This is a genomic window from Natrialba sp. SSL1 (assembly GCF_001861355.1).
Classification (GTDB): domain Archaea; phylum Halobacteriota; class Halobacteria; order Halobacteriales; family Natrialbaceae; genus Natrialba.
In genome coordinates, this window is the sequence record NZ_MASN01000011.1 from 68019 (window position 1) to 82029 (window position 14011).

Consider the following 14011-nt stretch of genomic DNA (forward strand, 5'->3'; position numbering starts at 1 on the left):
CGGACTCGCTCTCGATCCCGTACGCAGGTCACAGCGCTCCATTGTATTCCAGCACTCCAGCAGATCACGCCACCCCATCACATCACAACGCCGCAGCATACTACACTCTCGTATTACTCTCGTTCGTCCACAGCCGGCTCCTCATCCGTCTCATCCTGTATTTCCGTCACCACCCCCGTTCCCGCCCGTTCGACCACCACGTCCCGTTTCTCGACCAACTCGTCGACCGCCTCCGCGAACTCCTCGGACTCGAGTGTCTCGTACTCCTCGCCGAGCCCCTTCCAGAGGCTATAACAGAGTACCAGCAGGACGAGCGCAAACGGCAAGCCGGCGGTGATGGACGCGGTCTGGAGTGCAGTGAGGCCGCCGCCGATGAGGAGGACAGCCGCGATGACGCCCTCGGTGAGCGCCCAGCCGATACGCTGGATTCGCGGGGCCTGGTGGAGCCCGCCGGAGGTGATGTGAGCGAGCACCAGCGAGCCGGAGTCCGAGGACGTGACGAAGAAGGTGGTCACCAGCAAGACGGTCACGGCAGAGAGGATGGCTGTCAGGGGCAACAGCGTGTAGAGTTCGAACATAGCAACTTCCTCGCCGACGTCGAGAACCGTCTCGACAATCGTCTGGTCGGTAAACAGTTCGAAGTGAAGCGAGGTACCGCCGAAGATGGTCATCCAGACGAACGAAAAGAGCGACGGGAGAAACAGGACCGCCAGAATGAACTCACGGACGGTCCGGCCTCGCGAAATTCGAGCGATGAACATGCCGACGAACGGCGACCAGGCGATCCACCAGCCCCAGTAGAAGATGGTCCAATCCCCTTGCCAGCCCTCGAAGGGTGCCCCGCCGAAGGAGCCAGTCCACAGCGACAGTTCGGGAAGGCTCGCCAGATAGTTCCCGAGCGTCTGGGGGAACAGCCCCAGCACGAACAGCGTTGGTCCGGCGAGCAACACGGTCACCATCAGGAACGTCATGAGAATGACGTTCAGGTTACTCAATCGGCGGATCCCTGCCTGCAGCCCGAGGCCGACCGAAACCAGCGCGAAGGCGGTAATGATCCCGATAATGACGACCTGTGGCCCTGCCCCTTCGGGAACGGCAATCCCAAAAACATCACCGCCGAGGAACGACAGCCCTGCGTTGATCTGCAATGCACCGAGTCCGAGTGACGTCGCGATACCGAACAGCGTTGCGAACACGGTCAGGATGTCGATAACGTGGCCCCACCAGCCGTAAATACGCTCACCGAGGAGCGGCCAGAACGCCGAGCGGAACGTCAGCGGCAATCCTCGATTGAACGTAAAGAACGCAAGCCCCAGGCCGACGAGCGCGTAGACCGCCCACGGGTGAATCCCCCAGTGGAAGTACGTAAGTGCGATTGCCGACTCTGCGCTGGCAGCGGACTCCGGCTCGGTACCGAACAGCGGGTCGGCAAAGTGAAAGAGCGGCTCGCCGACGCTCCAGAACACGAGGCCGATCCCCATCCCTGCGCTGAACAGCATTGCGAACCACGACAGGTCGCTAAACTCCTTGTCAGCGTCGACACCGCCGATTCTGATCTTCCCGTACTTGCTCAGCGCGAAGTAGAGGACGACGAGGATGAACACGTTAATCGCGAGCACGTAGACCCAGTCGAACATCGCGTTCACGCCGTCTGAAACCTGGTTGAACACCATTTCGGCCCGATCCGGTGCGAGTAACGTCCCGAACACGAACGCGAGGATGACCACCGCCGAGGTGATGACGACCTGTGGCTGGACGTCTACGCCGGCGATCTGTACGTTCGTCTCACCAGGTTCGATATCAGGATCCGCCTCGAACAATCCGTCCGTCACCCACTCGTCGTCACCGGACTCATCATCAGACATAGATTACACGAGTGTGTTCTCAGTCACACCAGCGACACCAGCGACAGCCACGAGCACGACCACGGCCACGAACACAACCACAGTCAGTTCACGGCTCACGCTCATCTGACCCGGGAGACACATACATCCCCTCCACAATCGCCGCCGTTATGAGGTCACTGCTTGCCTAACCGTGTTCTCCCCCCCTACAGGCGAGCGCTCGCTCCACGTGCTCGATCACGCGATCCAGATACAGATACAGATACAGATCCAGAGCGCAGGGACGAAACTCGGAGCTGTACCCAGACCCGTACTCGAGTCCATCGACCACGTCGAGTAGCCACTGCTGCGGACGTTGCGTAGTGACGGAAGAGACGGCAGATTCGAAGGTTTGAGGATGGTATTAGTAACGTGCACGCAATGCCCAGGATGTCGTCGGTTGGGACCTCGTGGGGCTACCGCACCACGTGTTAGTCGGGAATTTGTCCGGGAACAGCGGTTGGAGCAGATTTGAACCTCGCCGAGACGTTCCGGGTCGCTCACTTCGTTCGCTTCCCGGGCTGCGACTCGTCTGGTTCAAACTGGCCACCGTAACGAGTTTGCTGCTCGCGGATTTGCTCGCAGCAAAATTAGTGGGTTGGGGCAGATTTGAACTGCCGGCCTCCTCCATGTCAAGGAGGTGTCATAACCAGACTAGACCACCAACCCGTCCGGTTTTGCGTGCATCGTGGCGCGACGCCACCTTGTCTGCACTCGTTGGTTGCCGGCCACCCTAATTGAAGGTTTCGAATCAGACGCCGTACGCGAGTCGACCCCACGCTCCGACAGGCTTAATATGATGTACGGATTTGGACATCGTAAGACAACTACGTACATTGGTGTCCACTATGCAGGAGTACGTCGAACGAGTGACCGAGGGACAGGACCTAACACAAGCGGAGGCTCGAGCGGCGTCGACGGCCGTCTTCGAGGACGCGACGGAGGCACAGATCGGCGCACTGCTGACCGCGTTGCGTGCGAAAGGTGAGACGGAAGCCGAAATCGCCGGCTTCGCACAGGGGATGCGCGAGGCCGCGCGAACGATTACGCCCGATCGCGAGCCGCTGGTCGACACCTGCGGCACCGGTGGCGACGACTACAATACGATCAACGTCTCCACGACGAGTGCCATCGTCGCCGCCGGTGCAGGCGTGCCGATCGCAAAGCACGGCAACTACTCCGTCTCCTCTTCCTCCGGCAGCGCGGACGTCCTCGAGGTCGCCGGCGTCGACGTGGAAGCCGAGCCACCGGCCGTCGAAGAGGCAATCGAGGACGACGGGATTGGCTTCATGCTCGCTCCGGTATTTCATCCGGCGATGAAGGCCGTCATCGGCCCGCGCAAGGAACTCGGCATGCGGACGATCTTCAACGTGCTCGGGCCGTTGACGAACCCCGCAGGTGCGGACGCACAAGTGATCGGCGTCTACGATCCCGAACTCGTGCCGATCCTCGCAAGCGCACTCGCACGGATGGATGTCGAACGTGCGCTGGTCGTCCACGGCGCTGGCACCGACGAAATCGCGATTCACGGCGAGACGACCGTTGCCGAGGTCGAAGGCGATCAGGTCGAAGAGTTCACCGTCCAACCCGCGGATCTCGGACTCTCCGAACACGCAATCGACGACATCGCGGGCGGAACTCCGGAGGAGAACGCGACCGATCTCCGCGGGATCGTCGCAGGCGACGTAACGGGGGCCAAGCGCGACGTGATCCTCGCCAACGCCGGCGCGGCGATCTACGTCGCGGGCGAAGCCGACTCCCTGGCAGAGGGTGCAACTATCGCGCGCGAGGCGATCGAATCTGGCGCGGCGGCGACGAAGCTCGAACACCTATGCGGCGGCGCAGTTGACGCCGAGACAGCGGCCGAGGCGGAGCCGAGTGCCCAATGACACGGGTCAAAATCTGCGGGCTGACGACCGAAGACGACCTGCAGACCGCCGTCGACGCGGGCGCTGCCGCCGTCGGCATCATCTGCGACGTTCCGGTCGACTCGCCTCGTGAAGTCGCAGTTCAGCAGGCGTGCGATCTCGTTGCGAGCGTTCCGCCGTTCGTCACGTCAGTTCTCGTCACGATGCCCGAGACGCCCACCGAGGCCGCCGAACTGACCGCAAGGGTCGAGCCCGACGCGCTCCAGATCCACGGCAGTCTCGAACCGCCCGCACTCGAGTCCGTCCGCGAACGAACCAACACGGAACTCATCTACGCGGTCGATAGTCAGGCGGTCACCGAGGCCGAAGACGCCGCGGCCGCCGCTGACGCACTCCTCGTCGACAGCACCGACGAGGACGGCGGCGGTGGCACGGGCGAGACCCACGACTGGGAGCGGACCCGAAATCTCGTGGCGGCACTCGAGACGCCCGTAATTCTCGCGGGTGGGTTGACCCCCGCGAACGTTGCAGAGGCGGTACAGACTGTCGAACCGTTTGCGGTCGACGTTGCAAGCGGTGTCGAGGCGACTGGCGGCGTGAAGGACACCGACGCCGTCCGGTCGTTCGTCGAGCAAGTGAGTCGTGCCGACGAGGAAGCGCCGGCCCGACTCCAATCATAACACACCACACATGACTGATCTGACGCAGACGCACGACGACAGCCAGCCCGTCCAGTTCGACATCGACCGCGCGCAGTTCTGTGCCCTCGCAGCCGGCGAGGAGGGAGCGACGGGTGCCAACGGCGGGAGCGACGGTGCCGACGAGCGCCCTGTCGTCGTCCGAACCGTCGCAACGCTCGACGTCGAGACGACACCGCTGACCGCCTACGCGGCCCTGACCGGCCGCTCAAGCGGCAGTGACTGCACGCGCTCGCCGTACGCCTTCTTACTCGAGAGTGCCGACAAAACGCCCTCGAGCGATCCAGACGGCGCGTTCCGTCCCCGATCCGACGGCACCGACCGCCACGCGCGCTTTTCGTACGTCGGCTACGATCCCGATGCCGTCGTCACGGTCGACCCTGACGGAACACACGTCGAAGCGCTCAGCGACCGAGCGCCGCAGGCGGTACTCGAGTCCGCCACTGGGAACAAGGGAGAGAACGCTGGAGACGGGGACACCGTCGACAGCCTCCGACACGTCATGCCGGATGTCCGACTCGAGAACGTCCCAGACGACAACCGCGACCGTCAGCACCTCGACGGCGGCCTCGTCGGCTTTCTCGCCTACGACGCGGTCTACGACCTCTGGCTCGAGGAAGTCGGCTGCGAGCGGCCTGACTCGCGGTTCCCCGACGCCCAGTTCGTCCTGACCACGAAGACGCTCGCGTTCGACGAACACGACGGCACCGTCTCGCTCGTCTTCACGCCGGTACTCGAGTCCAGCGACGATCCGGGTGCGATCTACGACGAACTCTGCGAAGAGGCCGCGGCCGTCGCGTCGACGCTCCGCGACGCCGAGCAGCCAGAAACGGGCGGCTTCGTTCGCGAGAACGAGGTTGCCGGCTCGCAGGCGACCTACGAGGAAAGCGTCGAACGCGCGAAAGAGCACGTTCTCGACGGCGACATCTATCAGGGTGTCATCTCCCGGACACGGGAACTCACCGGCGAGATCGATACACTGGGCTTCTACGAGGCGATGCGAGACGTGAATCCCTCGCCGTATATGTACCTCCTCGAACACGACGACCTAACTGTCGTCGGCGCGAGTCCCGAGACGCTGATCTCGGTTCGGGGCACGGAGATCATGTCGAACCCCATCGCGGGCACCTGCGCTCGCGGGACGAGCCCCGTCGAGGACCGCCGACTCGCAGGCGAGATGCTCGCAGACGAGAAGGAGCGCGCCGAGCACACCATGCTGGTCGACCTTGCGCGAAACGACGTCCGACGGGTCGCAGACGCCGGCTCCGTCCGCGTCGACGAGTTCATGAACGTGCTGAAGTACAGCCACGTCCAGCACATCGAGTCGACGGTCACCGGCGACCTGGCCGCCGACTCCGACGCGTTCGACGCGACGCGGGCGTCGTTCCCCGCCGGGACGCTCTCCGGTGCGCCGAAGATCCGTGCGATGGAGATCATCGACGACCTCGAGACCGAATCCCGCGGCCTGTACGGCGGCGGTGTCGGCTACTACTCCTGGACCGGCGACGCCGATTTCGCGATCGTGATCCGAACGGCGACGGTCGAGCACGAGGACGAGAACGGGAACGGGGGCAGGAACGGGGACAGGGACGAAACCGCACAGGACCGAATCCGCGTCCAGGCCGGTGCCGGACTGGTCGCCGACAGCGACCCCGAAGCCGAGTTCGAAGAAACCGAGAAGAAGATGGGCGGCGTGCTTGCGGCACTCGAGTCCATCGAGGGAGAGCCTGCTGAAGTTAGCACACAGACGGAGTCCGAGTCGGACGGTTCACAAGCCGACGCCGAACCGCAGGAGGTGAGACGATGAGCGAGCAACTCGGTACTCGAGATGCAGGGACACAGCACGGAGACGACCAGCACCAGCGCATCCTCTTCATCGACAACTACGACTCCTTCACCTACAATCTCGTCGAGTACGTCAGCCAGCAGGACGGCACCGAAACCGAGGTGCTGAAAAACACCGCCACACTCGCGGAGGTGCGCACCGTCGACCCGGACGCCATCATCATCAGCCCCGGTCCCGGCCACCCAAAGAACGACCGCGATGTGGGTGTCTCGATGGCCGTTCTTCGTGAACTCAGTCCGGAGGTTCCCACGCTCGGCGTCTGTCTCGGTCTCGAAGCCGCCGTCTACGAGTACGGCGGCAGCGTCGGCCGAGCACCAGACCCGATTCACGGGAAGGCCTCGAGCGTCGACCACGACGGGACGGGCGTCTTTGCCGGACTCGAACAGGGCTTCCAGGCCGGGCGTTATCACTCACTGGTCGCGACTGCGGTTCCCGACTGCTTCGAGGTTACTGCGACGGCGGTTCATAGCGACGGTGGCGATGATAGTCACGAACTCGTTATGGGGATTCGTCATCAGGAGTACCCACTCGAGTGCGTCCAGTTTCACCCCGAGAGCGTGCTGACGGCTGCGGGGCACGACGTGATCGAGAACTTTCTTGCGCAGCTGTAGGTGTCGGCTGGAGAGTCCACTCGTCGGTGAGCAGGAGGCGAGTGGAAGACGGTCAGAAACCAGATGTTGTGGGCCGTAGCGACTGCAAACTGGCGACAGTTGCGGGTAGCACCGTCGACGGAACAAAACAGAACGCGGCGGATCGCGTCGTCAACCGAGGTAGCCGACCGTGTAGAGGCCGGCGAGGACGACCGCGGCGATGAGTCCGAGGCGGATGGCGAGTTTGATTGCGATACGAATCGCGACGATGGCGACTGCGACGGCGGCGAGTCCCGCCAGGACCAGGAGCACCGTCGACCCCGTTAGTGGTTCGAGCATAGTCGAATCCCCGTACCCCAGTGCCGTAATCTTTCCGGATGTTGTGACAACATAGAATCAAAGAGTGTTCACTGTCGGTAACTCGCCGTCAGGACGGGTGGTTTCAGGGTATGAAACACCGATTCTACGGCGCTCTCTGATACCAGAATCCTGGTATATGAGCGCTCTCGGCTTCACTTTCAGGATGCTCTAACAATCGTTAAGGCACTCGACTACGTAGTTGTGAACACGACCAACGAGGGCTCTCCACGGCCCTCTCACGACAGACAGGAGAGAGGCATCACTCCAACTAAATTTGTGCTACTCCAACACAGGTAGGATAACAACACCACATTTTATAGGGAATGCATGAATACCAGACCTTCGTCACGAATGATGAGAGCCAGGACTCCGCAAGACGCACGAATCGACACAGCGCGACGTAACACCTGCGAGGTGACGCGCGCGTGAGCGAACACGACATCTCCGCGGCCGACCTCACCCTCCCGATCAAGCGCACCGAGGGCGAGACACTCGAGCAGCGGATGACGGACAACGCCTATCACAACATCCTGCCAGCCCGCTATCTGCGCAAGGACGCCAACGGCGACCTCATCGAAGAGCAGGAGGACCTCTTCGACCGCGTTGGCAAGAACATCGCGCTGGCCGAAGCCGTCTATGAGGCCGAAAAGCACGATCTCGAGATTACGGTCACGCCGGACCAGCTCAAGCCGGATCATCCGCGCCGGGATGAACTTGCCGCGGAAGTCTTCGGTGAGGGAACGACCGCAGAGGACGACGTGGAGACGGCCCTGACGGAACACAATGTCAATAAGTTCGCCTACGAAACCATCGTTCCGGAGCTGCCGGCCGAGGTTCGCGAACACGTCGAAGACGTCGCCGACACGTTCACCGAGGGCATGGAAAACCTGTCGTTCATGCCGAACTCGCCGACCCTGATGAACGCCGGCGACGAACTCCAGCAGCTCTCGGCCTGTTTCGTCATGTCTCCGGACGACGACCTCTCTGATATCCACGAGACGGCCAAGAAGGCCGCAGAGGTCTTCCAGTCCGGCGGCGGCGTCGGCTACGGGTTCTGGCAACTGCGTCCCTACGGCGACGCGGTCGGCTCCACGGGCGGCATCGCCTCCGGACCGATCACCTTCATGCGCACGTACGACCAGCTCTGTGAGACCATCGCCCAGGGTGGCACCCGTCGCGGTGCCCAGATGGGCATCATGCGCGTCTCTCACCCCGACGTTATCGAGTTCATCCACGCGAAGAACAAGGACGTCTCCCTGGCCCACTGTCTCCGTCTCAACGACCCCGACGACTACACCTACACGTCCTTCAGCGAGGCACTCGAGGAGGCCCGCGATCTCATCGACGAGGACGGACGCGTTCCGAAGCATCTTCGCAACGCTGTCGAGGGTCATCTCTCTAACTTCAACATCTCCGTCGGCGTCACCGACGGGTTCATGGAAGCGCTGCAGAACGGCGAGGAGTACACCTTCACCAATCCGCGGACCGAGGAACCACACATCGCGACCGAGGAGACCAAGGAGATGTACAGCCGCTACGACCTCGGCGAGCACATCGAGGTCGGCGAGCCGCTGTCGATCCCCGCGGAACTCATCTGGGAGCGAATCGTCGAGGGCGCGCACGAGAACGGCGAGCCCGGCGTGATCTATCTCGAGCGGGTCAACAAGGAACACTCCTTCGACACCGAGGCACACGAAGACCACCGCATCCTAGCGACGAACCCCTGTGGCGAACAGCCACTCGAGGAGAACGAAGCCTGCAACCTCGGCCACATCAACCTCTCGACGCTCGCGGATACGGACGCTCCCGACTGGCGCGTCTGGTCCGAGGCACACGCGGACGAGTACGATTCGCAGGCCGAGGCCGTCGACGCCTTCCTCGCGGAGGCCATCGACTACGACGAGTTCGACGAGCGCATCGAGTACGGAACTCGATTCCTCGAGAACGTCGTGACGATGTCCGACTTCCCGGTCGAGGATATCGAGCAGACCGTCCGCGACATGCGCAAGATCGGCCTGGGTATCATGGGGCTCGCCCAGCTCTACATCCAGCTTGGCATCCGCTACGGCAGCGAGGAGGGTAACGAAGTCGCCCGCCAGCTGATGACCCACATCAACCACGGCGCGAAGGCGACGAGCCACGAACTCGCGACCGAGCGCGGCTCGTTCAACGACTGGGACGACTCCAAGTACGCGAACCCAACCGAGTACCGCGAGTGGTTCGAACACCAGACCGGCGAGGACGCCAACGACTGGGAGGATGGCTTCCCAATTCGGAACCACAACGTCACGACCATCGCTCCGACGGGAACGACGAGTATGGTCGGCAATACGACGGGTGGCTGTGAGCCGATCTACAACGTCGCCTACTACAAGAACGTCACCGACGACGTCCAGGGCGACGAGATGCTCGTCGAGTTCGACGACTACTTCCTCCGAACCCTCGAGGCGAACGACATCGATGTCGACGCCGTCAAAGAAGAGGCCCAGGAGCAGATGGCGACCAACCAGTTCGAGGGCGTCGAAGGGCTCTCGACGGTGCCGGACGCGATCGGTGAACTGTTCGTCATCACCTCGGACCTTTCGGCAAAACAGCACGCTGCAGTCCAGTGTGCCTGCCAGAAGGGTGTCGACTCCGCCATCTCGAAGACCGTCAACGCGCCGAACGACTCCTCGCTCGAGGACGCCAAGGACGTCTTCGAGTGGGTCTACGAGAACGGCGGCAAGGGCGTTACCTACTACCGCGACGGCACCCGCTCGAAGCAGGTGCTCACCACGCGCGCGGACAACGCCGACTTCGCCGACGAAACCGAAGCCGCGGAAGCGCTCGTCGACCAGATCGACGACATCTTCGGCGGACTCGAGGCCTTCCTCGAGAGCGAGGACGTGCAGGCGGTACTCGACGACGACATCGACGCGCTCGCTTCCGAGCCAGACCAGTTCCGCGATCCCGACACCGAACCGATCCACGTCGACTTCACCGAAAAGCGCGAACGACCCGACGCGCTCCAGGGAGTCAGCCAGCGCATCGACACCGGCTACGGCAAAGTCTACGTGACGATCAACGAGGACCCGGAAACCGGCCAGCCGTTCGAACTGTTCGCGAACATCGGTCACTCGGGTGGCTTTACGAACTCCTTCACCGAGGCGCTCGCGAAAGTCATCTCGACCTCGCTGCGCTCGGGTGTCGACCCAGAGGAAATCGTCGACGAACTCTGTGGCACCCGCTCGCCGAAGATCGCCTGGGACAAGGGCGAACAGATCCAGTCGATTCCGGACGCGATCGGCACCGCAATGCGCCGATACCTGGAGAACGAGATCGACAAGCCGTACCCGACCCAGCAGACGCTCGAGGATGCGGCTGAAGCCGACACCGAAGCCGAGTTCAGCGAGCCAGAGACCGACGGCGGAGCCGGTGTCGCCGACCGCGACACCGAAGACGCAACGCAGGACCTGATCGACGCCGGCGAGTCGCCGGAGTGTCCGTCCTGTGGCGCGCTCTCGCTGTACTTCTCCGAAGGCTGCAAGACCTGCGAGTCCTGTGGCTGGAGCGAGTGCTGACGGGGAGCAGTAACAGTAACCCGACAGTCTGACGTCTCGGCGACGAGCGACGCTCGCTTACTCTTGCATTTCTCTCTCCGACTCGTTCTTCCCCACCTCTGACTCGTTCTTTCTCTCCCTCTCGCCCCCACATTCACTCTCACTCCCACTCCTACACTCACTCCCACTCCTACACTCTCCGTCCTCGGTCCGCTCTCATTGCATCCCGCCGATCAACCCTCTCTCAGCTTGGTCGGCGCATCGACCTCGCGGCTCGACCCCTTACTCACAAAAACTCGTTCACCCGGTAGCGTCGCGTCTCGCTTTTGTTCTGGCGTTCGCTCTCACTCTCGCTCTTGCTCCCGGGATCCGAATCCCTCGAAACTGCTCGTCGAACCGCGTTCGTCCCGTTCTTTCGCAAAAAGCGACCGAGTTCACGCACCGTCGGCGACGACCGGTACGGACCCAGCGTCTCCGGCACCTTCGGCTCGAAATCGGGGTCGTTCAGGTTCTGTACACCCTCGACCAGCAACGGCCCCAGTATCGACCGCTGTCGTCGCTTGACGGCACCGTACGTATCTCGGCGCGCGATCGGAACGTCATCAACAGCGACGATCCGCCCACCGTCGACCCGCGGTGTGAGCTGTTGTAACGTCACGCCCGCCGCCGGTTCGTCTTCGAGATACTCCCAGAGTGCCCCGATTCGCCCTCGATACTCGCGAATGTCTCCCAGGTGAAACGAGAGCACGCCATACTCGAGTGCCCCCAGAATACGACCGGTCAGAAGCCCGAAGCCGAATCGGATCGCGACATCGCTTTCGGCTGCGATGGTGTCGACAACTGGGTCGGGAAGGGTTTGCCAGCGGTCGTCCTGCCAGATCGGGGAACAGCGGACGACGGCTGCGTCGGCGAGCGCGTCGACCGTCGTGTAGTGGTGGCGTTCGTCGTACGCCGGTGGGCCACGTATCGCTCGCGAGACGGCAGTCGCCCCACAGACTGGTGCCCACGTTCCCCAACTGCGGAGCCGACGGGCAAGGTATGCCGGAGACTGCTCTCGGAGCCGGAACGTTTCGTCGTTGATAACGACGAGCGGGATTTCGATCCCGGTGTGAGCGGCGAGTTCTTGCACGGCCGCCAGCTGATACGCAGGACACCACTCATCGTCGAGGAGCAGACAAACGCGCTCGCAGTCCATCGCCAGTACGTACACGAATCGGGGGTTTCAACGCTGGTTCGTGGTTACGTAGCTGCGAGTGATACGAACTGTTAAGTAGGTGAATGGAACCCGGGATCGGGTCTCCGCTGCGTTCATGCGACTGGAACCCGTCGGTCGAATTGAATGGCGTGTCTCTCGAGTACAGAGAAGGGGACGAACGAGAACCGACGGCTGGCGGCGAGTAGCGATCAGCCGTTCGATCCAACCACTGTGCCTACTCACAACCTGCAATGACTGATTCGAACGACGCAAACCGCCAACCTCGACAGAACGGTCGTCCCTGCCCGCAGTGTGAGACGCCGATGTACAAGCGCCACTGCAAGTACGTCTGCCCGCAACACGGCGTCGTGTTCGACTGTGCGGATACGTTCTGGGTGTAACTGTCACGCAGACCACTGGCTTGCCTCGCGAACGGACGGTTGCTGTGGAGGCCAACTCGAGTACCTGGTCCTGCAATTGCTCGCGCTCTGCTCCGATTCGACCCTGATTCGACCGAGCGGTGAGCAAACCGATCAGCCCTCGAGTGCAGAGCGGTCCTCGGGTTCAGGTTGGGCCCGGAACACGCGATATGCAGGTCCAGCGAGCAGGACCAGCGCTGCCAGACAGCACGCGAGTGTCAGCGCGAGCCCCAGTTCGCCGAACCCGCCAGCGGTGACGGTTCCCGCGGAGGCACCGACGATGACGGCCGCGATCGTCCAGGGCAGTTCACCAAGAACGGTGCCAATCAAGAAGTGACGGTAGCTGACGCCGCTTGCGGCCGCAGCGCAGGTCGAGAGATCCGAGGGGATCGGTGCCAGCCGCGACGCGGCGACGCCACGAACCGGACCCGCGGTGGTGAAGTATCGATCGACGACGGCGTGCGTTCGCCCGAGAGCAGAGTCGAACCAGGTGTTCGTCGCCGCTGCGTTGGCGGATACTGAACCGATCGTTCCGCGAGCAACGAAAAACACCGGCGTCACCGTAACCGCCACACCGGCGAGGGCGACCGGAACACCCACGGTCACACCGAAGCCGTAGCCGACCACCACGGCCAGCGGCGTCGTCGGCCAGGCAAACAGCGGCCGAACGAGATACAGCCCGACGACTGCGACCCCGAAGAGCGTCGGATTCGTCGTTACTGACTCCATCGCCGCCACAGTCGCAGTCGGCGAGACGAGCAGCCCCGCGGTGATCGCTGCGCTGACGAACAGTACGCCAGCGAGTACTCGAGTAGACACCGAGGGAACCGACATCGGTCGAGATTTTGGAGCGGATGTTGAAGCTTTTGTGCTCTAGTGGTGCGCTGAGTCAGCGGAACCAACATGTCATCAACCACTCGCCACCAGTCGCTCAGGACGGCTCCGCCGGCCGAAACGTCACAACGTTTATTCGCGCTGCTCTGTGAGCACTCATCGATGGTGCGCGACGGGGCCGATTCCGACGGTGAGCCAACGGCTGAGACGAGCGGCGACGCTGATTCTCCGCCTGAAACCGATCGAGAGCCTGCAGACGGTGAGCGACTCACAGATTGGGAGGACCGATGTAGCGAAGATGGGCACCAAACGACGGCGGCGGCCCCGGTGGAGGCTGACGAACGAGAGCGGCCGGACACCGAGACGGAGGCTACTGGCGAAGAGAGTACACCCGCACGCTATACGCACGACGACGACCGCGTCGAACTCGGCCTCGCGTTGCTCGAACGACTCGAGCACGACTCGCTTTCACTCGCCGACGTCGTCGACCGCATCGAGACGGTGACGAGCGATCCGACCGTCACGCGGACGATCCTCGACGAGGCGGACCTCCGCGGGATCATCGACCGCGAGGACGGTATCGTCCGGCCGAAGAGCCGCCAGTACGTCCGCTTCGAGCAGGATGTCGTCCAGCGAGAGGGTGAGTTCGACTGCCAGCGCTGTGGCTGTGGGCTCTCGACCGGCCACTTCATCACACTCGATGCGGGCGAACTCGGCCCCTTTGGCTCCTCGTGCATTCGGAAGGTCACGGGACGGGATACGGACTGAAAGAGACGAAG

The 14011-nt window shown here is 62.8% G+C and carries 11 protein-coding genes and 1 tRNA gene; 7 read left to right on the forward strand and 5 right to left on the reverse strand.

Features of this window, described 5'->3' with window-relative positions; translation table 11 throughout:
* Window positions 1-113: 113 nt before the first annotated feature.
* Together BBD46_RS02825 and BBD46_RS02830 are read right to left on the reverse strand one after the other, a co-directional pair.
* Window positions 114-1865 carry a BCCT family transporter gene (locus BBD46_RS02825; RefSeq protein WP_071400248.1) on the reverse strand — a complete coding sequence of 584 codons (1752 nt, stop codon included), beginning with the start codon at window positions 1863-1865 and terminating at the stop codon, window positions 114-116.
* 612 nt (window positions 1866-2477) lie between these two features.
* Window positions 2478-2552, reverse strand: a tRNA-Val gene (locus BBD46_RS02830).
* 179 nt (window positions 2553-2731) lie between these two features.
* Between BBD46_RS02830 and trpD the strand changes: the two genes are divergently transcribed.
* Genes trpD through trpG form a run of 4 tightly spaced genes read left to right on the forward strand, consistent with a single transcriptional unit; the run spans window position 2732 to window position 6906 of the window.
* Window positions 2732-3772: an anthranilate phosphoribosyltransferase gene (trpD, locus tag BBD46_RS02835; protein WP_071400249.1), complete on the forward strand. Its 1041-nt coding sequence runs from the start codon at window positions 2732-2734 to the stop codon at window positions 3770-3772.
* Window positions 3769-4431, forward strand: coding sequence for a phosphoribosylanthranilate isomerase (locus BBD46_RS02840; protein ID WP_071400250.1), 663 nt, complete (start codon window positions 3769-3771; stop codon window positions 4429-4431). The genes trpD and BBD46_RS02840 overlap by 4 nt, the downstream gene beginning before the upstream one ends.
* Window positions 4432-4441: 10 nt before the next feature.
* Window positions 4442-6256 carry an anthranilate synthase component I gene (gene trpE / locus BBD46_RS02845; RefSeq protein WP_071400251.1) on the forward strand — a complete coding sequence of 605 codons (1815 nt, stop codon included), beginning with the start codon at window positions 4442-4444 and terminating at the stop codon, window positions 6254-6256.
* The gene (gene trpG, locus BBD46_RS02850) at window positions 6253-6906 is read left to right on the forward strand and encodes an anthranilate synthase component II (protein ID WP_071400252.1); all 654 of its coding nucleotides are present in this window, start codon (window positions 6253-6255) and stop codon (window positions 6904-6906) included. The genes trpE and trpG overlap by 4 nt, the downstream gene beginning before the upstream one ends.
* 150 nt (window positions 6907-7056) lie before the next feature.
* On the opposite strand, the gene BBD46_RS22505 is transcribed toward trpG, so the two are convergent.
* The gene (locus tag BBD46_RS22505) at window positions 7057-7224 is read right to left on the reverse strand and encodes a hypothetical protein (protein ID WP_004267052.1); all 168 of its coding nucleotides are present in this window, start codon (window positions 7222-7224) and stop codon (window positions 7057-7059) included.
* A gap of 446 nt (window positions 7225-7670) precedes the next feature.
* Between BBD46_RS22505 and BBD46_RS02855 the strand changes: the two genes are divergently transcribed.
* Window positions 7671-10805: an adenosylcobalamin-dependent ribonucleoside-diphosphate reductase gene (locus BBD46_RS02855; protein ID WP_071400253.1), complete on the forward strand. Its 3135-nt coding sequence runs from the start codon at window positions 7671-7673 to the stop codon at window positions 10803-10805.
* A 265-nt stretch (window positions 10806-11070) separates the two neighbouring features.
* Here the strand turns inward: BBD46_RS02855 and BBD46_RS02860 are convergent, their stop codons facing one another.
* Entirely contained in the window at window positions 11071-11979 is a 909-nt protein-coding gene (locus BBD46_RS02860; protein WP_071400254.1) for a formyltransferase family protein, read from the reverse strand.
* 251 nt (window positions 11980-12230) lie between these two features.
* Between BBD46_RS02860 and BBD46_RS22510 the strand changes: the two genes are divergently transcribed.
* The gene (locus BBD46_RS22510; protein WP_006651407.1) at window positions 12231-12380 is read left to right on the forward strand and encodes an HVO_2523 family zinc finger protein; all 150 of its coding nucleotides are present in this window, start codon (window positions 12231-12233) and stop codon (window positions 12378-12380) included.
* A 132-nt stretch (window positions 12381-12512) separates the two neighbouring features.
* Here the strand turns inward: BBD46_RS22510 and BBD46_RS02865 are convergent, their stop codons facing one another.
* A complete protein-coding gene (locus tag BBD46_RS02865; RefSeq protein ID WP_071400255.1) occupies window positions 12513-13232 on the reverse strand; it encodes a TVP38/TMEM64 family protein in 720 nt (239 codons plus the stop codon).
* Between the two features lie 327 nt (window positions 13233-13559).
* Between BBD46_RS02865 and BBD46_RS02870 the strand changes: the two genes are divergently transcribed.
* Entirely contained in the window at window positions 13560-14000 is a 441-nt protein-coding gene (locus BBD46_RS02870) for a DUF5830 family protein (RefSeq protein ID WP_253184491.1), read from the forward strand.
* Window positions 14001-14011 lie beyond the last annotated feature (11 nt).

Coding starts and splice junctions, on each gene's coding strand:
- BBD46_RS02825 (WP_071400248.1), bottom strand. CDS start 1,865: ATGTCTGATGATGAGTCCGGTGACGACGAGTGGGTGACGGACGGATTG.
- trpD (WP_071400249.1), top strand. CDS start 2,732: ATGCAGGAGTACGTCGAACGAGTGACCGAGGGACAGGACCTAACACAA.
- BBD46_RS02840 (WP_071400250.1), top strand. CDS start 3,769: ATGACACGGGTCAAAATCTGCGGGCTGACGACCGAAGACGACCTGCAG.
- trpE (WP_071400251.1), top strand. CDS start 4,442: ATGACTGATCTGACGCAGACGCACGACGACAGCCAGCCCGTCCAGTTC.
- trpG (WP_071400252.1), top strand. CDS start 6,253: ATGAGCGAGCAACTCGGTACTCGAGATGCAGGGACACAGCACGGAGAC.
- BBD46_RS22505 (WP_004267052.1), bottom strand. CDS start 7,224: ATGCTCGAACCACTAACGGGGTCGACGGTGCTCCTGGTCCTGGCGGGA.
- BBD46_RS02860 (WP_071400254.1), bottom strand. CDS start 11,979: ATGGACTGCGAGCGCGTTTGTCTGCTCCTCGACGATGAGTGGTGTCCT.
- BBD46_RS22510 (WP_006651407.1), top strand. CDS start 12,231: ATGACTGATTCGAACGACGCAAACCGCCAACCTCGACAGAACGGTCGT.
- BBD46_RS02865 (WP_071400255.1), bottom strand. CDS start 13,232: ATGTCGGTTCCCTCGGTGTCTACTCGAGTACTCGCTGGCGTACTGTTC.